The organism is Sapientia aquatica, from assembly GCF_004358105.1.
In the GTDB taxonomy this organism is placed as follows: Bacteria; Pseudomonadota; Gammaproteobacteria; order Burkholderiales; family Burkholderiaceae_D; genus Solimicrobium; species Solimicrobium aquaticum.
Genome location: NZ_SMYL01000003.1, coordinates 38,970 through 60,098, shown reverse-complemented (window position 1 = coordinate 60,098; position 21,129 = coordinate 38,970). Strand labels below are relative to the sequence as shown.

General features: G+C 43.5%; 21 protein-coding genes. 19 read left to right on the top strand and 2 right to left on the bottom strand.

Features of this window, described 5'->3' with window-relative positions; translation table 11 throughout:
* Position 1: 1 nt before the first annotated feature.
* From E2I14_RS08030 to E2I14_RS08015, 4 genes are all read left to right on the top strand, one after another.
* Positions 2 to 1,273: an NAD(P)/FAD-dependent oxidoreductase gene (locus tag E2I14_RS08030; protein ID WP_133327270.1), complete on the top strand. Its 1,272-nt coding sequence runs from the start codon at positions 2 to 4 to the stop codon at positions 1,271 to 1,273.
* Between the two features lie 18 nt (positions 1,274 to 1,291).
* Positions 1,292 to 1,624, top strand: coding sequence for a rhodanese-like domain-containing protein (locus tag E2I14_RS08025; protein ID WP_206105603.1), 333 nt, complete (start codon positions 1,292 to 1,294; stop codon positions 1,622 to 1,624).
* A gap of 34 nt (positions 1,625 to 1,658) precedes the next feature.
* Positions 1,659 to 1,967 carry an ArsR/SmtB family transcription factor gene (locus E2I14_RS08020; protein ID WP_133327268.1) on the top strand — a complete coding sequence of 103 codons (309 nt, stop codon included), beginning with the start codon at positions 1,659 to 1,661 and terminating at the stop codon, positions 1,965 to 1,967.
* Positions 1,968 to 3,573: 1,606 nt separating this feature from the next.
* Positions 3,574 to 4,248 carry a DUF3267 domain-containing protein gene (locus E2I14_RS08015; RefSeq protein WP_133327266.1) on the top strand — a complete coding sequence of 225 codons (675 nt, stop codon included), beginning with the start codon at positions 3,574 to 3,576 and terminating at the stop codon, positions 4,246 to 4,248.
* A gap of 165 nt (positions 4,249 to 4,413) precedes the next feature.
* On the opposite strand, the gene E2I14_RS08010 is transcribed toward E2I14_RS08015, so the two are convergent.
* Positions 4,414 to 5,841 carry a hypothetical protein gene (locus E2I14_RS08010; protein ID WP_133327264.1) on the bottom strand — a complete coding sequence of 476 codons (1,428 nt, stop codon included), beginning with the start codon at positions 5,839 to 5,841 and terminating at the stop codon, positions 4,414 to 4,416.
* Between the two features lie 1,649 nt (positions 5,842 to 7,490).
* Between E2I14_RS08010 and E2I14_RS08005 the strand changes: the two genes are divergently transcribed.
* Positions 7,491 to 7,922 (top strand): hypothetical protein, encoded by a 432-nt coding sequence (locus E2I14_RS08005; RefSeq protein ID WP_133327262.1) that lies wholly within the window; start codon positions 7,491 to 7,493, stop codon positions 7,920 to 7,922.
* Positions 7,923 to 8,205: 283 nt separating this feature from the next.
* On the opposite strand, the gene E2I14_RS08000 is transcribed toward E2I14_RS08005, so the two are convergent.
* Positions 8,206 to 8,946, bottom strand: coding sequence for an IS3 family transposase (locus tag E2I14_RS08000; protein ID WP_133327260.1), 741 nt, complete (start codon positions 8,944 to 8,946; stop codon positions 8,206 to 8,208).
* Positions 8,947 to 9,363: 417 nt separating this feature from the next.
* On the opposite strand from E2I14_RS08000, the gene E2I14_RS07995 reads away from it, so the two are divergent.
* The 14 genes from E2I14_RS07995 (at position 9,364) to E2I14_RS07930 (ending at position 21,128) form a co-directional block, all read left to right on the top strand.
* Positions 9,364 to 10,218 (top strand): DUF5677 domain-containing protein, encoded by an 855-nt coding sequence (locus E2I14_RS07995; protein WP_133327258.1) that lies wholly within the window; start codon positions 9,364 to 9,366, stop codon positions 10,216 to 10,218.
* Positions 10,219 to 10,378: 160 nt separating this feature from the next.
* On the top strand, positions 10,379 to 10,933 hold the full coding sequence (locus E2I14_RS07990) for a hypothetical protein (protein ID WP_133327256.1): 555 nt from the start codon (positions 10,379 to 10,381) through the stop codon (positions 10,931 to 10,933).
* A gap of 360 nt (positions 10,934 to 11,293) precedes the next feature.
* A complete protein-coding gene (locus tag E2I14_RS07985) occupies positions 11,294 to 12,724 on the top strand; it encodes an IS1182 family transposase (RefSeq protein WP_133327254.1) in 1,431 nt (476 codons plus the stop codon).
* A gap of 269 nt (positions 12,725 to 12,993) precedes the next feature.
* Positions 12,994 to 13,677 carry a hypothetical protein gene (locus tag E2I14_RS07980; protein WP_133327252.1) on the top strand — a complete coding sequence of 228 codons (684 nt, stop codon included), beginning with the start codon at positions 12,994 to 12,996 and terminating at the stop codon, positions 13,675 to 13,677.
* Between the two features lie 121 nt (positions 13,678 to 13,798).
* Entirely contained in the window at positions 13,799 to 14,104 is a 306-nt protein-coding gene (locus E2I14_RS07975) for a hypothetical protein (protein WP_133327250.1), read from the top strand.
* A 7-nt stretch (positions 14,105 to 14,111) separates the two neighbouring features.
* Positions 14,112 to 14,612, top strand: a complete 501-nt coding sequence (locus tag E2I14_RS07970; protein ID WP_133327248.1) for a hypothetical protein — start codon at positions 14,112 to 14,114, stop codon at positions 14,610 to 14,612.
* Between the two features lie 702 nt (positions 14,613 to 15,314).
* Positions 15,315 to 15,992 carry a hypothetical protein gene (locus E2I14_RS07965; RefSeq protein WP_165967791.1) on the top strand — a complete coding sequence of 226 codons (678 nt, stop codon included), beginning with the start codon at positions 15,315 to 15,317 and terminating at the stop codon, positions 15,990 to 15,992.
* Positions 15,993 to 16,148: 156 nt separating this feature from the next.
* Entirely contained in the window at positions 16,149 to 16,523 is a 375-nt protein-coding gene (locus E2I14_RS07960) for an Imm1 family immunity protein (protein ID WP_133327244.1), read from the top strand.
* 120 nt (positions 16,524 to 16,643) lie between these two features.
* Positions 16,644 to 17,438: an enhanced serine sensitivity protein SseB C-terminal domain-containing protein gene (locus E2I14_RS07955; RefSeq protein WP_133327241.1), complete on the top strand. Its 795-nt coding sequence runs from the start codon at positions 16,644 to 16,646 to the stop codon at positions 17,436 to 17,438.
* A 198-nt stretch (positions 17,439 to 17,636) separates the two neighbouring features.
* A complete protein-coding gene (locus E2I14_RS07950; RefSeq protein WP_133327239.1) occupies positions 17,637 to 18,758 on the top strand; it encodes a hypothetical protein in 1,122 nt (373 codons plus the stop codon).
* A 263-nt stretch (positions 18,759 to 19,021) separates the two neighbouring features.
* Positions 19,022 to 19,390 carry a VOC family protein gene (locus E2I14_RS07945; RefSeq protein WP_133327237.1) on the top strand — a complete coding sequence of 123 codons (369 nt, stop codon included), beginning with the start codon at positions 19,022 to 19,024 and terminating at the stop codon, positions 19,388 to 19,390.
* Between the two features lie 188 nt (positions 19,391 to 19,578).
* On the top strand, positions 19,579 to 19,944 hold the full coding sequence (locus E2I14_RS07940; RefSeq protein WP_133327235.1) for a hypothetical protein: 366 nt from the start codon (positions 19,579 to 19,581) through the stop codon (positions 19,942 to 19,944).
* Positions 19,945 to 19,995: 51 nt separating this feature from the next.
* Positions 19,996 to 20,523, top strand: coding sequence for a hypothetical protein (locus E2I14_RS07935; RefSeq protein ID WP_133327233.1), 528 nt, complete (start codon positions 19,996 to 19,998; stop codon positions 20,521 to 20,523).
* 206 nt (positions 20,524 to 20,729) lie between these two features.
* On the top strand, positions 20,730 to 21,128 hold the full coding sequence (locus E2I14_RS07930) for a hypothetical protein (protein WP_133327232.1): 399 nt from the start codon (positions 20,730 to 20,732) through the stop codon (positions 21,126 to 21,128).
* Position 21,129: the final 1 nt, after the last annotated feature.

The window sequence follows — 21,129 nt, the reverse complement described above, 5'->3', positions numbered from 1 at the left end:
CATGGCACACATTATTATTCTTGGCGCTGGTACAGGTGGAATGCCGGCAGCTTATGAATTACGAAATCTGTTGGATAAAAGCCATACGATCACGGTGATTAATGCCGTAGATTATTTTCAATTTGTTCCCTCAAATCCATGGGTGGCGGTCGGCTGGCGCGAGCGCGAGGCGATTACTTTTCCGATTCGTCCATATTTGGAAAAAAAGAATATCGATTTTATTGCGCAGCCAGTTGCTCGTATAAATGCCGAACAATCCTCGGTAGATTTAGCAGACGGGCGCCAGATTTTTTACGATTATTTAGTGATTACTACGGGACCAAAGTTAGCTTTTGATGAAGTCCCCGGAGCGGGTCCGTCTGGCTTCACGCACTCGATCTGCTCAATTGATCACGCAGAAACCGCTTACACCGCATATCAAGAGTTAATCAAAGATCCCGGTCCGGTAATTATAGGTGCCATGCCCTTTGCCTCCTGCTTTGGGCCGGCGTATGAATTTTCATTTATTGTAAATACCGATTTACGCCGCCGCAAAATTCGCAATAAAGTTCCTATGACATATATCACCAGTGAGCCTTATATTGGGCATATGGGCCTCGGTGGAGTAGGCGATTCGAGGTCAATGCTTGAGAGCGAATTGCGCAACAATGACATTAAGTGGATTACTAACGCCAAAGTAACACGCGTTGAAAAAGACAAAATGTTTGTCACCGAATTAGACGATAACGGTAATGTAAAAAAAGAGCATGAACTACCGTTTAAATACAGCATGATGTTGCCGGCGTTCAAAGGTGTTGATCCAGTCGCCGCAGTTGATGGCTTATGCAACCCGCGCGGTTTCGTGATTGTGGACGATCAGCAGCGTAGTAAAAAATATAAAAATATTTACTCTGCCGGTGTGTGTATCGCCATTCCTCCGATCGAGGTTACGCCGGTTCCAACCGGTGCACCCAAGACAGGCTACATGATTGAAACGATGGTCACTGCTTTAGTACACAACATCGCATCTGATCTAAAAGGTGAAGTTGCCACCGCTAAAGGAAGTTGGAATGCAATTTGCCTCGCTGACCTCGGTGATACCGGTGTTGCCTTTGTTGCTCTCCCACAAATCCCTCCCCGCAATGTGAACTGGTTCAAAAAAGGAAAATGGGTACATACCGCCAAGGTCGCGTTCGAAAAGTATTTTATGTACAAAATGAAAAACGGTACATCTGAGCCAATTTACGAAAAATACGTTTTGAAAATGTTGGGAATAGAGCGACTTGATCGTTAATATAAAGGAGGGATTGCGATGAGCATCGTTAGAACCATATGCCATTTTTTATCCGATAAGCCAAACCAAAATCTGCCTGCCAATGCCATATTGATCGACGTTAGATCATCGTTGGAGTTCAACACTGGTCGCTTGCAAGGTGCCATTTCAATTCCGTTGGATCAAATCAGCATGACAATTGCTAACTTAGTTCCTGACAAGGCGAGCCCTATTATTGTTTATTGCCAAAGTGGGATGCGATCTGCCTCGGCAAAGAATACATTACTTCGATTAGGCTATAGCAACGTGATCAATGGGGGTGGCTTATTTGTATTATCTCAGCGATTGGCTATTGCTATTAATAACAATTGAGTTGCTATGTTGAATTTAATTTTGAGAAAATCGTATGTCGACCGTGCCGATTAATATCAATCGAATGAAAAAAAATAGCGCAAAGATTGCACAATTGCTTCGTCTTTTAGGGAACGAAGATCGATTGATAATATTGGTGCAGCTATTGACTGGGGAATTTTGCGTTAGTGAGTTAGAGGAAGTTTTGGATATTCATCAGCCGACGTTATCGCAACAGTTATCAGTATTGCGTGGAGCTAATTTTGTGTCAACTCGGCGTGAAGGAAAGAACATCTACTATAGCGTCGAAGATCAATTTCTGATTGCAGTAATAAGGTCTATTTTTAACACAGGGTTAATCTGATAAAAATAAAGTTACCCAAGGGTGATATTGTTTAATTCGGCGGGAATAAATTTAGTCCACTTCATTTGTGCTTTACGCCGGAGGACGCAAAGTGCAGCGGCAGCTGCACCCAGCTCGCCTATTTTTTTCGAGTGCGATTTATCGCACAAAGAAAACAAATTGGACAAGCTGGGCTGGGGGGAGCCGAATTCAAATTTCCCGCCTACGGGAAATAGTGCCGCCCACGGCACGGTTGGATTTGGGGGCGAAGCCCGTGTGCCCGCGAAGCGCGGCTAAAATCGTTTTTGAGCGAAGGCGCAGCCCGCAGCGACCCAGCCGAACGGCAGGGGCAAAAAGGATTTTAGCCGCGCTTTAGCGGCACACCCCAATGACATCGAAGATGGAAGCGGAGACACGGAGTGTCGAAGGCAAAAAATCAAGTTAAATTCGGCGTCCAGCCGAATAGCGTAAGGCACGCCCCCCTAGGGGCCGAGCGCAGCGAGCCTTAGCGGTTGACTTGATTTACGCAAGATCGGCTTTAGCCGATCTGAAGATAATAACCTCGATATAATGCTACGCTAAATCGTACAAGACTTCGTATTTTACGTGCTACATTCCTCGACGATGCTGAGTACGATATTTTTTGAAAGCAATATTAACTAAAGCCATGCAATATAGCTGACTTGGTTTTGCTTTAAATTTAATTCCGACGAATTTGGACAAACTAAATAATAAAAAAAACGACGGTTGTTAAATTTGCGGAAAATAATTAATTCAAAAAACATCGCTAATTAATTTGCGGAAAATAATTAATTCAAAAAACATCGCTAATTAATTTGCGGAAAATAATTAATTCAAAAAACATCGCTAATTAATTTGCGGAAAATAATTAATTCAAAAAAATATCGCTAATTAATTTGCGGAAAATAATTAATTCAAAAAAACATCGCCAATTAGTTTGCGGAAAATAATTAATTCAAAAAAACATCGCCAATTAGTTTGCGGAAAATAATTAATTCAAAAAATTTCGGTAATTATTTAAAAATCATTGTCAACGACTGCACTAAAAATAGCATCCATCAAAAAAAGGGATCAACGGTTCCGGTTCAATGAGGGTGTTCACTTCCCCAAATTTTAATTAAGACATTTTTCAGATTTGCGAACGGCTATTCTACATATTCGCATTAATCCCGTCACCGATTGGCATGACCATCCTGCCATCCGTTGGCATGCCAAAGTCGGCGGGTTTGCGCATTTCAAAGTCGCCATCTATTCGCATTTCGAAACTGCCATCGAGCCATCTATAATAATTCGATATTTGACTGCAATTAAAACTGAATGGCTGGTATAGAGACAATTCAGTCGCCCAGTCCCACAAAGGATCCATTGAATTTCCCAAAAAACTGAAGCCCCTGGTGAGTAATGCCCTCGAGTTTCGTCCTAACTAAATTATTGCTAAAAAACATCAAAACACGATCAAACTCCCTTTTTGTCGACCAGTCGCAATTCTGTGTCGTCAGTCGTACTTAATACGGTGCCCAACGTATGTTGAAGTTTAATCAGTCTCGGAAAGACTATAGACTTAATTTCATTCGCACATTTCCTTATTTTAAAGGAGTAGTTGCGCATGAAAACCTCGTTAAAGTTCAAAAAATTTGCTTCATTCGCCAAATTGCTAAAGTCTCGTCTCGCAGGGCGCGGAAGATCTGATACATCCACAGTGGCCTCAAATAATGATTTGATACTTGACCTGTCAAAGTGGGAAAAAGTCGATATGAGCGAGTCCATGTCGACTATCGATTTTTTCCTTCTCCGTCATTCAGGTGCCTTTAGTTATATTTTTGGTTATTCAGCCAGCATAATTGTATGGTGCTGGGTTGATGCAATTGGATTCCAAATGGATCGGATTATCCGTCATGACTGGCTGGCCATCTTTCCACCGATTGTATTCACGATTGTTCTGATCCTCTTGCATGAGGGTTGGCACTACGTTTTTAGTAATCGGGCTATTTCAGAATTCGGAATCAATATCCGGGAAGCCTATTTTGCAGTTATCTTCAGGGGTGAGTATTCGAAATCACGACTGCTGCTGGGAACTTTAGCGCCGACAATCTTTATTTCCATGTTGGTGTTACCGGCCTGCTTGTTTGATAGTCCGTACTTGATGCTACTTGTTATTGTTAATTTGGCTGGCTCGGGATCTGATTGGATAAGCGCCTACTTTATTTTTAGAACGGTTAAAACCCGTGTCTGGCTAACGGAAGAAGCCAGTTATTTTCCGATTGAGCCAGGCTCTAATTAAGACAGTTATATATCAATGGACCTGTGAATATTTTCATTCACAGGTCCATTTTTTTATCGCAGTTAGTCACTTAGCAGAAAGTTTGCTGTACGTCTTCCCCAAGGCTTATCGAGCGCTGAATATTATGCCATTAGTCAAATCTTTATTTTTATCTACTATAATGTTTTAGCATCCGCATGCGGAATGCTGGGTGGCCGACAGTAACCTTTTTTGCTCTATTGTGAGGCTCATAATTGTTGCTGGCGCCATTCCAGACAGTGTTGCAGGTGATAGTGACGCAAGTTCGCTGGCGGTGACATCCATCATATTTATTGGCGTCAATACCGAAACTTGATTCGCGGTCAGCGAGCCAAAGGCGCTAATGTTTAGATAAGCGATTGCAGTCCCCCGCTCGATGGACGCGATTATGCTTATCTGAGAAGGATTTAAGTCGCCTATTTGTTGTGAACTAATCGATTCAATTTGTCCAACAGGATTAGAAATTGGATTCGTCAGATAGGTTAGTGATGATAGGGCGGCGTCGCTGAGTTGATTTAGATTTCCTCCCAGGGCAATGATCTCCTCAGCGGTTAATGTCGGAACTACGTTTGACGTAAAAGCGGCAACTTGAGTTGGATCACTCACGAGCTTTTGCCACGTCCCGAAATTGAGCCAATTGATTGATGGTGCTGTCTTTATTCCACTGGAACTTGCCGTGCCGATTAATTGCACCTGCCTCGGAGACAGAGCAGCAATTTGTGCAGCAGTAATTGACTCCACTTGTCCGATTGGGTCAGACGACGCATTCGTTACAAAGGTCAATGCAGCTAATGCTGTATCACTAAGTTGATTAATATTCGTCCCAAGTCCGATAATTTCATCAGCAGCCAGCGTTGGTATTTCTTCGGCAGTGATTGCAGCTACTTGGGCAGAATTACTAACTAAAACTGACCATGTCGCCGAATTCAACCAATTGATCTTCGATGTACCGATTGTTCCGTCAGGTTCGGCGGCACCGAGTATTCGAACTTGGTGCAATGATAACGTCGCTATTTCAGAAGGGGTAATCGATTGGATTTGGCCCACTGGATTATTTGGAAGACTTGTAGCATTAGTCAGAGCAGCTAAAGCAGCATCACTTAGTTGATTGAAGTTATTACCAAATTGCGCTACCTCGGATCCAGATAATGTCGCAATCACCGCAGGCGCTATCGCACCAACCTGATTGGAATTACTAACTAATTGTGCCCAAGCAGAGTTACTTAAGTAGCGAATCGCGGCTACTCCTGAAACGCTGTTAGCTCCATTGGTACCGATCAGTTGAACTTGTTCGGGTGAAAGCGCTGCTATTTGTGCTGCAGTGAGCGATTCAATTTGCCCTACTGGATTATTGCTGCTGGTTGCAGTACTCAGTACCTCAAGAGCCGCATTGCTTAACTGGCTAATATTTGTTCCCAATTCGACTATTTGTCCGTCGGAGTAGGTGGCAATTTGCTCTGCTGTTGGAAGACTTGGGTTGTTGATGGGAGCATTCGTAATAGCAGAACCGCCGCCGCAACCCGCCAATATGAACAAGCTACTGATTACACTAGTGCGAAGATACATGGTTTTCATAAAATCACCTTTTTAGTAAGAATTGCCTGCGCAAAGAATTTGGAAAAAACTCTGCTTTGGCATTGGATAAAAACTTCTACTAACGCGGAGGTGAGTAAATTTGCTTTTTAGATCTGGTTCGGCGGAAGATATTTATATTCTCCCACTGGATCTAAATTTGCTTCTTGAGTCTCATCCCGGCGTTAAGGCTTGGGTAGCGGGGCGCATAAGAGCACCATGCAAGGGACAAACCGGAGGCCGCAGCTAAGGGAGCGAAGCGAGTCTGAACGGGAGAGGATTTGAGCGAAGCGACCCTTGTTTGGTGATCGCGCTCTGCTAAAGGTTTTGCCTGGTCGATGGGGTGAAATTCAAGAAGATTTAATGATTCTGCATGAATTAATAATATGCAGAATGATATCGAACGAAATTATTTGTTCTTTACATTCATCCTTAATTTATTGCAAGCTCAGTAATACACACCCACATGCCCCGCTAGTATCGGTTGGATGCCTACCTACCGCTTATTCGTTAATTGACGACAGTCCTGCGGGCGTGGAACAGCGGTGGGAAACAACTGTTTTCCTCTCGTGAAATTGGTTTGATAGATTACCCTGTGAAGCAAGTTTATAAGGACGCCTGCCCATTTTGGGGCTGAGTAATGTTTCAACACCTAACCATTCCAATACAGAATGGTATTCGCTTTTTCCTCGTTCCTGCTCCCGCACCACTGGAAGTATAACTTACGGCTTATTGTCCCTTTCGGAAACTATACTGGGTTTCCATGCAAAACGTGTAAGCACGTCGATTTTGGTGGCTGCTGTCGACGGTGAGCTTTTTGGGTGCCGAATGCGCGCAGCCAAAACGCAATTTCCACCCCCAAGTACTTTTCAGTTCAAATGTGAATATCATATCCACCAGCTCACATTGACGGCATTCGTCATACTTTCATAGATGTTCACCATCCTAACTATTTTGTATTACTTCGGTTTGTTGCCGCTAGGAAAATACGCAACTTGCGCTTCGTATCCTGGATCTTTCGATTTCTCATTACGTTGTCGGAGCAGTACTTTATTCAGGCTTCTAGATTCCTTCGGTAATACGAATGTTACCCTCCAAATAGTCATCAATTTTTACAAGCGACTTCTTGTCGCAGCGGCTGAAATGGCCCGGTTTTATGCAACCATTGAAAAATATTTCGATGATTGCGAGGCAATACCGAAAGCGTGGCTTAACTTCTCTAAGTGCCCGCAAATTTAAAAAAGGAAATATTTCCATGATTTTCAATGGCGGGTATTCATTAATTGAATCTGCCAAACCGCAAACCCAAATCCTAGAAAACGTAATTCTCAAGAAATAAATTGCATTATGGGCAATTAAGACTATAATATAGGTACGCGGAAATTAGCATTCAATCAAAACAGTGCTACCTCGTTAAGAGTAAATGGTTAATGCGTTGAGTTACACAAACGCTCCCACCTGAGGGTGGATAAGTGAGTTCAGTAATTTTTTATTGAGCTCAGTCATATTTGGTAGTTCCACCTGCGGGTGGATAAAAAATCTGTAGTTTTTTACAGACAATTATCATTAACACTATGTCGCTACATTTGTAGCCAAATGATTGTTTTCGTCTAAACAATCGTTAACTTTTATTTTTATATTGAGGATTTATTATGAATGATGCGCAAGCTAGTCACGCGATTTCCGCTATCGCCACCTTAGCAATTTCCAATTTATCATGCGAATCACTAATTCAATATTCCCTAGGGAATATTGGATGCGCTCTGTTCCCCGAATCAAGTCAACTGATTTTCAGCAACAACTTCGTCGAAGCAACGTGGGATAATTCTAGCGTTCAAAATTATTGGAGGGAAACTCATGGGCAAGGATACCTACTATTTTTGCACGATGATTTGTACATTGAACTCCAAGAGTTAGCTCGTCAGATGCGTTGTGGGGAGAGCGACGAGCTCAATAAACTATTACTAGACGATAATTGGGTTAAGAAAACTGGTCAAAAAATTAAAGGAGATATGATGCGGTATCTTCCAAAGTCAATTGACGGGGTCGTAGATTTTTGGATTCATCATGAGGAATTAAACTAATACCGGAAGTGCATTCATTGCCGGATCAAGTTTTCTTGTTAGTTTAAATTGTATGTTGTTGGTATTTACATCCTGCCCCAGTTTGTCTGGGGTGGGATTGTGGTGTCGGATCAATCGAAATCGAACAATTGTGATACGTAAAAAAATGTTCAGGTATTACCAGATTACCCTGCATTTATATTCTATAGCGACGTATATAGTTTCTTAGACTTTGGGGGCTGGATCTGCTAGTGACCGAGAGGCCCAGCACATTTTCCGTTGGCCATCTGACCTGCACCGTTATTTATTGCGGAACCAATTTAGAGTCCGCGGTTAAAAATTCTGCTGCAAATTGGTCAGGGGTCAGGTAACCAATCGAACTATGCGGCCGCTCAGAATTATATTCCTGACACCACGCCTCAATCATTTTTCTTGCATAATCCATTGAAACGAACCAATGCTCGTTTGAGCATTCGTCCCTGAACTTACCGTTAAAACTTTCAATATAAGCATTTTGCTGCGGTTTGCCGGGTTCGATGAAGTTCAACTTCAATCCTTGGCTGAGCGCCCATTCATCCAGTGCCTTGCCTGCAAATTCTGGACCATTATCGACTGTAATCGAATCAGGTAATCCACGGCTTTCGGCTGACCGTTCCAGAACCTGAACAACCTGTTGCCCGGGAAGCGGCGTATCTACTTTAATCACCAGACATTGCTTCGTAAAATCATCGACGATGTTTAGGCAGCGTATTCGACGACCATCGACCATTCCAACTGATACAAAATCCATTGACCAACTTTGGTTTGCCGCTGTTGTCGAGGCTTTTAATTCTCGCTCAATTCCAGCGATGCGCTTACGTTTGCGCCGGCGTACCATTAGCCCTGCTTCACGGTAAATTCGATATGTCCGCTTGTGATTGACCGCCCAGCCATCACGCCGCAATAACACGTCAAAATAGCGGTATCCATAACGACGCATTTGCACCGCCAATTCGTACAACCGTTCTTTAAGCTGCCCATCCTCCTTGCGCTGCGATTCGTAGATGAGGTGGACTTTTTAGGTCGAATCCGCGCTAATTTAAACACGAATTAGGCCGTTTTATGAATCGTATTCAAAAAAAATGGGGTGCTCAAAAGGAATATTTCCGATTAAACGGACGCGTCGCAAGTTGCGTCCTTAGCCGGATTGAGCGCTAATAATTTAATTGCAGCGCGAATTCTTGTTTTTACACGGCCTCGGGCACATACCAGTCAGTCCCATGTCGGTTCAATTTTTTTCATATTTAATTTTCGCGTGAAACATGCCTGAACAGGGGCAAGTCAAAAAAGCGGACGTTGCTTTTACCGATTGTCTTGTTGTCAGACTTGCGATAGCAACTATTTTTAGGCGTGCCAAACAAATACTGACCTTGTGAAGCAATCCAGTGGTAAGACGTCTGCAAGAATAAGGTTAGCTCACAAAATGGAACGTACATTGCAAAAAAGTAACTCTGAACTTGAAATTGTTATAGATGAACAATTGGAGCTTTTACGACTAAGTCTTTATGTAGCGACTCAGGGGCCGACCAACTATAACGGAGAATTACTAATTTGTGACCTAAAAGAGGAAAAACTAAAAGTTTCACAAATGATCGCATTAGGGGCAGGTCAATCTATTACAACCATTTTGAAGTGCGCAGATTGGAAAGGAATACCCGTCCGTGATCTGTATCCAATTTCTCGTAGTGCTATCGAGTCATTTATTAACGCGTCATATGTCTTAGTGGAAAATAAAAATGTAGCGGAGCGTGCCGCCCGATGGGTTAAGTTCAGAGCGTGGAAACAACACAATAGAAATGTTGGAAGCGGTAAATTTAGCTTGACTCTATCTACATCTCCCGATGAACCAGCACCACCGGCTGAATTCGCCGAATTTACTGAAAAAGGTCAATGTAAGGAATGGTCTGAATTGGATACTGCAAGTCGAATTCGAAGAGTAGGGGAAATTGCAGGCGCAAAAGCGGGAAGTCGTATTTTAGCGGCGTATGCTTTAAATTATGCAATCTCATCGGAAATAATTCATGGATCACCTTTTGGAATAAATTATTTTGCCCAAATCCATACGCCACAAAACGCCACTCTTGATGATTCGATTGAGGCAACGGTACAACAAATTGGCGATATATTGCTTCAAATTGCACACGCGATTGCCGGTTACTTAAACGCGTTTTTTAAGTCGCAGAAAATGGTCGCATCATTTGTGACTGAGCAATTGTTATTCAATCGGATTTTGCAACTTCAACGTATAGATCCACAAACAGTTCAAGACCAAATTTAAAGACGCCTTTTCAGTCAATAAAATGAAAGATTTAAATTTAATGGTAAACCGAAATCAATGTCGAATTATCTGTTTTTTGAGAACAAGGTCTGTCGTCGTAGGGCACTAGCTCCTCAACGCAATTTAATAGCATTAATATTTGTTAGGCGAAACAAAGACTATGCAAGCACTCATTGATCAAATTGAAGCTTCATTGGCCTCGCGACTTTATTTTCTTTCGATCTTCACAAGCCTCTCATTACCCGATATTGCGGGTGCCCTCAGTTCAGATAATGGAGAGGCATCAAGTAAAAAGTTCATCGCTTGGTACGAGGATTGGGTTCGCCCGCGATTCAGAGAGAATGTAGTTTCGCAATCTCCTCCGCATATCGGTCAGTACATCAAGGAACTTGCGAATCCATTTGATGGCGAATCTTGCTATCGATTTCGATGCTCATTGCTTCACCAAGGCAGTACTCAGCATCCCAAAAGTAAGTTTGATCGGATCATTTTTATTGAGCCGGGAGCTACAACAAACGTCATTCACTATGGACAAATAAATGGTGCTCTATGCATCGATCTGCCGGGCTTCTGCAGCGAAGTTCTTCAAGGCGCACGTGCTTGGCTGGCAGCGCATGAAGTTCATGAGAATGTCCAGCGCAATCTGTCACGGTTCGCCCAACGGCATTCTGGTGGCTTAGCACCATACATTGTTGGCGTCCCTGTCATCGGTTAAGGCAGTAACCCTTCTAATCTCAAGAGTTGAATGACTACTTTTAAGATGGTAATCAACTGCAATGGACACGGACCAACGATTAAAAGACGAAAACTGCATGGCTGGTGTCAGTTCTAAAGCCGCCAAAGAATCAAAGTTTGCTATTTAAAATTTTTTATTTTATTGTTTACTAGCTGGGTATGTCCGCAATGCGAAGGACAGGAGTCAGTCAACATATTGAGTGACAGGCGCTTTGCGGCCGAGGTTGTGTCAAAACGCACGAAGAATCAATAAAAATAATTCAAATATTGTGTCAACGATGTAAACAGAATCCGAGCTCAACCGTTATATAAAAAGTTCAATCCGCGTTGGGGGACTTTGATGAAACGATTTATCCAGGGAGAACACCGCACTCAAAGCACGCTACTCCCCGAATTGTTGGATGACTATGTCACCGAAGAGAATCCAGTCCGAGTAGTTGACGTGTTTGTCGATAACCTGGACCTCCTGTCATTGGGATTCGAAGGCATCAATCCTGCCGTAACTGGAAGACCTTCCTACCATCCCGCTGTCATGCTAAAGCTGTATATCTACGGCTATCTGAATCGAGTTCAATCGAGTCGACGTCTGGAACGTGAAGCGCAACGCAATGTTGAAGTAATGTGGCTAATCGAACGCCTGACACCCGATTTCAAAACCATCGCCAACTTCCGCAAAGACAATGGCCCCGCCATCATCAACGTCTGCCGCCAATTCGTGGTTGTATGCAAAAACCTAAATCTGTTTGCCGATTCACTGGTGACGATCGACGGCAGTAAATTCAAAGCAGTCAACAATCGCGACAAGAATTTCACGAAGGGAAAAGTGGAGCATCGGATGAAGGAAATCGAATCGAGCATCAACCAATATCTGAAAGATCTGGAAACTGCAGATCGCCATGAACTGGAAACCAAACAACCTCGCGTCGAACGGCTGCAGCAAAAAATAGTAAAGCTCAAGGCCAAAATGAAACAGCTTTCTGAAATCAACGAACAACTCAGCGATGCACCAGACCATCAGATTTCTCTGACCGATCCAGATGCACGTTCGATGCGAACACGCGGCAGTGGCATCGTGGGTTACAACGTACAAACAGCGGTCGATACCAAGCACCATCTTATCGTTGATCATGAAGTCAGCACTGACGGAAATGATCGCGACCAACTATTTAATATGGCCAGTAAAGCACGCGCTGCAATGGGCGTCGACCAGCTCACAGCAATTGCCGACAGAGGCTATTACAAGAACACCGAAATACTGGCCTGCGATAACGCCGACATCAAAGCGGTTGTCGCCAAAAGCGTGACGTCGACTGCGACAGCCGAAGGACGATTTGGTAAAGATGATTTTATCTATGATGCAAAAAATGATGTGTATCGTTGTCCTGCTAATCAGATACTCACCAGACGGACGAGTTACCTGGAGCGCGGCGAAACGCAACATAGATATTGGACCAACGAATGTAAGAATTGCCCATTGAAGAATCAATGTACGCCAGGCCCCGAGCGACGAGTAAGTCGATGGGAAAACGAAGCTGTTTTAGATGAAATGCAGCGACGGCTCGATCACTTTCCGGAAGCGATGCGTATTCGGCGACAGACGGTGGAGCATCCATATGGCACCATCAAATCATGGATGGGTGCTCAACACTTCCAGATGAAAACAATCAAGCACGTCGCAACGGAAATGAGTTTGCACGTGCTGGCATATAACATGAAGCGCGTGATGAAAATTCTTGGCATCGTCCCATTGCAGATGGCGATGGAAGCCTGAGAGGGCTTTTATGTTGTAAATAGCCCCCATTTGAGAGCCGCCACAAGCGATTTAAGCATCGAACGAAAAAAACGGACAGCTTGAAATTAAAAAATCAGATTAAACTGAAGCGCCCCTGACCGGTTTAAACGGCAATCTAAACGACTAAAAATTAGTCTCAGCTGAAATTTTAGTTTTTACACGGTCTCGGCACATTGCAGACGCTGGGAAACACGTAGAACTTGGAAATAAAGCCGACAGTTGCAACTGACTTTGAGGTGACTTAACTGATGTTTAAATTTGTCTTGATTACAGCGTTAATATTGTTTAGCACGGCAGCTAAGGCGAGCGATGCGATGACCTGTTTTGGCGACAGCTACCTAACTAAATTCAATGGGTTATGGATACATCAATCTTTCGAGAAATCTTTGGATGACACGCGATCTTGGTATGACGCGCTAAACAAAGTGGATTCCAACTATGCGTCTATTAAGATAGATGAAAGTGGTTTGCACTTTAACTTAAACTGGCATGAAGGCGACATCCCGAATGATAAATGTGTCCGAATGAGCGATGATGGACTGTGGGTAATGGAAAAATGGAAGCCGGAAATTTGGATTGGACCGTTTCACAAAGTTGGCTCGTCGAAAACCGATGAGAGCAAATATTATTTGAACCGCTTGTTCTCAGGATGTTTCATTAGCGACAAAAATGATCGTTGGTGCTTTTCAGATTCGGGAATCACGATCAATGAAAAAAAATTTCCTACAAAATTGCAAATGGATATTACTGAGGGCCCGCTGTACGGTACCGCGTTATTTGTTGAGGGCAGAAAATTGCCCTTTTTGGTCCTTGTCCCCAAAGCAAACAATGTATTGGCTATTTTCGAAGATGATTGGGCAAGTTCCGAAGATCGAAAGCCAGTCGACGTTAATCATGATAAACCATGGCAGATTCTTCGACGCGTCCGATGACAAATCGGAAGCGGACATTGATGGCATGTCGGCATCTGGGCACAATCGGCACCAAGCGGACATATTGCTCGAGTCCCAGTATCAGAACTCAATTTGAAGTGAATCAACATTAAGAAGAAAAATGGGAAAAAACCTTTCTCCTAAGGATTCTGAACTTTACAATCGGATAGATGAAGTTTTGCACTATATTTGGGATCCTATCCGCGTTTCCGGTGTGCCAATGGCTCGAGACGAATATCATTCGTATTTGCCTCAGGTGTTCTCTCTTGTGAAAGAAGACGCCAGTCCTGATCAAATTGCAAATTATTTGATTGACGTCGTTACGAACAAAATTGGCCTTAGCGAATCAATGGATCATGCTTTGGAAGTCGTGAATGTACTTCAGGATTGGAAACGTGTTCTTGGTGAAAAATACGACAATCTATGATTCTTGAATGAGAACTTTAGAGGCAAGAATCGGCACTTTACAGACATTGATCTGCTCCACCAAAAAATTACTCTGGAAACAATCGATGCTTAAACTCTTTATCCGTTTTACTATTTCTCTGTTTGCATTGGCAGCACATATTTCTTTTTCTTCCGAATTGGGAGATTGCGAAAAAGTATTTTCGGTTTCGGCATCTGCATTTAGCAATAAAGAAAAAGGTATGGATAGAGAAGTGCTAATTCATTCCCTTCCTAAACCTAGCGAAGCGGTGGAGGTGGAGCCGCTCAGATCAATGCGCGAAATTATTGAAGATGTATATAGTTACAAAATCACCGACCAATTTGTCTATTCAGTCTATAAAACGGAATTTTGCTTACGTAGAAATCAAGGAAAAGTTGTTCCTGTAAGTTTTGCCAATGCTTACCCACTCCTTGAAAAATGTTCAAAGGAATCACGGGAAAATAAAGCAAGTTGCGCAATGATAGTTGCTGGTTCGAAGCCGGAATAGCGCCTTATTGGATGTTTATTAATGGCAAGTGACGGCACTTTGCGGTCATACGAAAGACAACAGAATTTATAGAATTTACTTATGGTAACGCTTGAAAATCGCAAATTGCTAATCCAGTGCCTTTTTCTATCAGAGTGCATTATTTGTTTTTCTCCACCCACATTTATTTGGGTTTATGGATCTTTATTGCTTCCAACTGCACTTAGGATTTCATTGAATGGCACCAGAGAATACTTCGGCTACCTTTATTTAATGCTGTTTGGAGGGCTTGGACTTTTCGGAGTATTAATGACCGCTATATCGCTGAATAAGCGGACGGTGAGAAGAACAACGTTAGTTTTTTTGATGGTTCTGATTTTGTTTGGCGTATTTGCACTATATAACGTGTATAAGAACGATTTTTCATTTTTTACTTTTCAATGCTTAATATTTTTCTGGATGCCATTAATTGCTAGTATCCATTTAATGGCTTTGCTGGCGTACCGAATTAAGGCGCATTGAATAGGACGGTTCGCGGCAGAGCTTGTGTCAAAACGTGTGCTCGCTGTCGGCACATTCCGGACGTTGGAATGCAAAGCAACAATGTTCTAGTAGAGTTGTTCTCGACGTAACGCGGCCAACGTCGGGCGTTGCAATGCACTAATTATTTATGAGCATAAAACTTTTTGAATTCGGAAAAATTTCATTGCATTGAAAGATTGAATGATGGCTAATCTTGAGCTGAATATAAAAGAGGGGAAAATGCCCATAGTGTTTCCGCAGATTGCAATTGTCTGCGGAGTTATTCAGGCGCTTATATTTTCTATTGCCTATTCAAAACTTGGTTTAACAATATGGCTACCAATAATCAACTTGCTTGGGATTGTTGCGTGTATTGCAGATTTATTTTTTTTGCATTATTTTAAAAATTATAGTCCCGACTTCAATACATTTCGGTTTGTTTTCATACTTGATTTGCTAAATGGCCTGTTTCTCACCGCAGCTATTTCGTTAGTACCACAATTTTTTACTTCTAATAAAACTGGATGGATATATACCGAACACCAATTTTTTTGGGTCGTTCTAGGATTGATTCTTATTTTTTATTCTCTTTTAAGAGAAGCAAAATCTAACGTCAAGAAAATGCAACTAACGAAAGCTCAGTTACTTTTTAGCGGTGAAGGTTTGGCTGGAATTGACATGAAAAAGTCGCAAAGTGTAGCGCCAGTATTAATAATTAGTATGGTTATTGCATTAAATTTTTTAGTATCGCAATCATTAGGTCGTTATGACATATTTTTATTTGCCATTTTTGCCGGTTCGCTCTTTGTTACTGCACAAATATTTGCTTCGTTCTTCGCGGCTACATATCAGCTATTTCTCAAATTTGAGAAGAATTAGAGTTGCATGTGTTGTGTCTGCACTAAACGGTTGAATTGTTTTTTGTCAGGTGACGGCACATTGCGGTCGTTGGATTGAATGGGCATTTTGACAGTGCTTTAAATTTTTTTTATTCGATGGTGAATCTGTGTCACTAGGAAATTGGGAAGGCTTCTAATGGTCAACATTACCTTTAATGATCAGCCACAGGAAATTACTACCATTCAAGAGCTTGGTGATGCGATTGACCGCTTTGATCAGGAAAGTCAATTTGAGATTTGGGCAAATGTTCAGAATGGCCCTGCTATGTGTATGCTGCGAAGCGGCAGTAATTCCTTTCTGATGTACCTCCGCGAAGCCGGTGACAGTGGATTCACATCAAGAGGAACACAAGATCAGGTCGGCAACACCACTTATTTGTTAAGTAACGGCCAGCTAGACGATTATCCCCGGTCATGGTCGATTGACGTGGAACAATGCTACAAGGCGATTTCATATTTTTTTGTGAATGGCGGTACCAAGCCTGATTGGATTCATTGGCATGAGGATTGAACTGAGCACCATAAATGACTCAACCCGGCACTTTGCCGACGGATGGGACGGTTCCCCAAAATTTAAAAGTAGAAATTTTCATTAAGCTGACGCGGCACATTTAAATTGCAAACCATAAATATGATAATTGATGAGGAAAGCCCGCTGGACATCGCCCTACGGCTTGCAGCTGATGAGCCAGCGCACCGACCAGATTTTTACAAAAAATTATTGGAGTCGACAGTTTATATCCTTGGAAAATCTGAGAATCAGATTGAAGGTGCGCAAACAATTGCGCCAGGCGAAAAAATATCGATTCAAAATTGGGAAAAAAATGATGGTTCGCCTGTTATTCCGTTCTTTTCCACTCTAATTAAGCTGCAAACAATTTTAGATAAAGAAACTAGTTATTTGGCGCTACCGGCTCGCTCTTTGTTTGAAATTACAAAGGGATCGTCATTGGTTCTAAATCCAAAATTAAAATATGGCAAAGAATTTTTTCCGAACGAAATAGAGGCCCTGCTAACCTATAACGTTAATCGACTGGCAGAACAACGCGTAACACAGAAAGAAACTCAAGTACTGCTAGGGCAGCCTGCAACTTATCCATCGAAAATGGTAGAGTCACTGACTGCGTTTTTCTCAATACGCAATAACGTAAAAGCTGCTTACTTGGCAATGATGCATGATCCCTCGCAGGACGAAAAGCCGCATTTAATCGTTGGCATTGAAGTTGATGGGGATTATGTACAGATAATTAGAGAAGCTGGTGTCGTTGCTGGTGATACCAATTTAAATGGAGAGCCCGTTGATTTGATTCGTGTAGATCCGAATGAGCAAGGCTTGAGTAAATACTTTAAACGTGACGTGAAACCATTTTATGAACGATCTTGGGGTGGGAAATTGAAATTTGTCCTTGGAATTGGTCACGCATAGTTGTTGAAAATATAGTTGCTAGGACCGCTGGCGGCACGTAGGCGTCGGTCGTGAACGGCTGCTCCCGAGCGACGACAAGCTCGCGATTTACTGGCGAATGACTGACTCAGTCACAAATTCGTATATGTGGTAACTTAATGCTGGCAGGAAACACCAATTCTCGGCGTCCGACTACCTATCAACAATCCGTGAGTGACAATGGCTTTCGAATCCTTCAACCATCTTAGACGCGATTTACGACTTGACCCGAAGGATTGGGTCAACGCGGAACATGCACGTTTCCTGAAACAAGGAGGGATTGAACGAACGCCACAGAACGTAGGCTACTGCCCAGGATGGCTATTCGGGCAGTCGTTTGTATGCCCCAACGGCCACACCTTTGTCCCGAACTGGCTTGCCAAGCGTCCGCCACTGATGCCCTTCATGTCGGAAGGCAAGCTCTTCCGACCGGGTACGGCAGAAGTGGCATGTCCGAGTTGCGCGACTCGCTTCGAGGTCGGACTTCCAAGCGTCCCCAAGAAGGATGACGTCTCACTCTACGGCGATGAAGCCATGCGCGACATCGTTACCCCAGGTCTCAACGACCGCTACTGCGTAACCTACACCCTGATTTCGAGGCTACGGGTCGCCGCCGAGAACCAGGAGTTGCTGACAGCGTACCGAGCACTGAAGAAAGTCCACCTTGGCGCGGATACCGTCGTCCATTGCAAGACGCTCTTTCATGACGACCGCAGGGGTACGGCGAGACTGCCGACTGAGCAAGTGTCCGCGTTCCTTGGTGAGGTAGCAGACCTCCTCGCAAGCCGGGCCGGCAGTCTGATCATCTTGAACTGCGCCGGGGTGCTCTTCAAGCCGCAGGCGTTCAAAGCAAAAGAGCAAGCCGCGTGCAAAGCTCGGGTGTTCGGGCCGCTTGTCCAGTTCGCCATCGAGCAGATGACCAAGCAGGGCCTCTGCCCACATTTCTACTTTGAGCGCACCAATGATGACGGCTGGGCCAAGAACTTGTTTGCGGGCGGCAGGCTCACACTCATGTGGCCCTTCATCACTAACACGCTGCCCGTGAAGTCGCCCGAGTTCGTGCTGCCGACCTCCAGCGAATATCTGGAGTTCGCGGACATCGTCAGCTTCGCCGTGGCGGACAACATTGCTCGGCGAGCCAACGAACGAGACGGTGACGGCGCACCTGCTCGCCCGAGGATCGACCTCGCACGATTCGGCACTGTTCATTATCAGGGGTTCATGGAGAACGGCGATGCCATCTCCAAGAGCAGCGTCGGCTACCCGTGGCAGGACTTCTATCACGGGACCACCTGGGTTTGATCGGCTTAGCGTCCGCTACCAGGTGCCGAATTCTGCGACGTCTATGACCGTTCAGGGCAGAGCTTGTGTCAAAACGTATGACCGGTGATAATTTGGGAGCGGACGTTGCCGGTATGGCGGCATATGCTCACTGTCGGCACAAAACGGACGTTGTACTGCCCCATCAAAATGCGCGACATGAATGAACTAGGGTGTGAAGTCGCTACAAGAAATATCATGTATTTATATGCTCGATTAATTAGATATATCCAAATGGAGGCGATATGGCGATTACTTCTTTTGAAATTATTTCAGTTCCAGTATCGAACCAAGAGCAATCAAAGAATTTCTATAGGGATGTTTTGGGATTTGATTTAATACGCGATGAACCGATTGGACCAACAATGAAATGGATTCAACTCGCGCCAAAGAACTGTAATACGACAATTGCATTGGTCAATTGGTTCGACGCTATGCGCCCAGGCGGGCTTCAAGGTGTAATGTTAAATGTTTCCAATATCGACGAAGATGTTGATATTCTAACGTCCCGGGGATTGCAATTGACGGCAATCAAACAGGAACCGTGGGGGCGATTTTCCATGTTTTCCGATCCCGATGGGAACGGTTGGATTTTGAGACAGCCGCCGCAATAAAAGATAGGGCAGCCAGGCCATATGAATAGCGTTGTGATCGAAAATAGCAATGGATTTGTTATAGCGTATGTCCGGTATTAATTTTGAAGCTGTTTTTCACATTTTTGTCGTCATCCGACTCCACCCGGCACTAACCGGACCAATTGAATGGCAGTCAATTTGAGGAAATTGAAAGGTTAAATTAGAACATGCAGTTACTTACCAAAGTTTTCATTCCACTTGTGCTCGTATGCACATTTACAGCTGCACATTCAAAAATTGGAAATTGTACGCCACTAGTTGAAAATGGCGTTGAATATAGCAGTCATTCCAACTACGTTCAGGCAACCGAAATTCAAACGGGCAAGTTAATTTGGCAGACCGAATTATTTAAGGAAAAATTTATCGGTGAATATAATCCAAAATTGGAAGAGGACGTGCAGTGGAATATTGTATGTGTGAGAACCATCGTCGGTGACGAGATTTTGGTGACTGATGGAAAGCATCGAGAATTTAAAGTGAACAAAAAATCCGGAGTTGTTTCGACAAGTGAAATTCCGAATAATCGAAAATAACCTGGAAGCCTGCTGTCGGCACATAGGCGACATTAGACATTGAGCTCAATTATGAAATATTTTAAATCGACCTTCGTCGTTAACAGATTAACTGCGATGTTGAGTTACATGCTCTTTGTAATGTTTGTATCTGCATCTTCCACAAAGGCAGAATCAGAGACGGTCTCGGCAGAAGAGAATGACAATCCGGTATGCGATGTCGGCGGACTAAAAAAGCTGCACAGCAACCTTTTAAAATTGGTTGGAAATCGTGCCCCTCAACAGGGATGGGATTTAACCAAGGCAATGGTTTGTTTCAAGGGGCCGGAAGCCGATAAAATTGTTCGCAGATATATTACTGGTGACCTTATGATGAGGATTGGTGGGCCGAGCGGTGGGCAGGATTATGCGGTGGCAAAACAATCTGATGAGCTACATAATGGGTACGGAAGGGGTAATGCCTGGCACGCGACTGTTGAATTGCAAGGGAATGATATATGGGTAAATTTCATGGCGGATGAAATTTGTTGGAAGGGATTTACGCTTCGATTTGATGGTAAAAAATGGAATATATTCGAGCTTAACTCTGGTTGCGACTAATCGATGGTTCCTAAAACAGCAGCGTTTGCAAATTGGAGGAACTGATCAGAAAATTGAAAAGGCAGTTCACGGCACTAAGCCGACAGATTGGCCGTAGTCCAATCCATGAAACAGATGTCCAAATTTCAGACGTTTTGAGGTAGCGGCCGACACGTTGCTATTTTGCGTTTCAACAGTTGTATCACAGTACAAATATAAAAATGAAAATGAGCTACAAAAGATCAGCGTCACTAACTTTTCGTGGATTCGAGGTCAATCCTGAAGTTGTTCAGTCAATGGTCGGAGTCGATGCAAAATTGCTCGGGGAAAAAGGCTCGCCTATGAAAGCAAACAGATCAAATGTGTGGCAAAAATCTTTCGCCAAGTTTGAAATTGAGTTTGCTGATGACTTTCCTATCTGCGGTATGATTCCCGCTTTGTTGAACCATGCCAGCGGACTTAAGAACCTGTGCGCAATTAGGAATAGAATTTCGCCAGAGTTTATTGAGGTTAATTTAGTTCTGCCGATCAGATCTTCCGAATCGCAGGAGGATGGTTTTCTTGAAATTGATACGTTAGGTGAACTTTATGAGCTGCGGGCAACCGTTGGATTTAGCTTTGTATAGC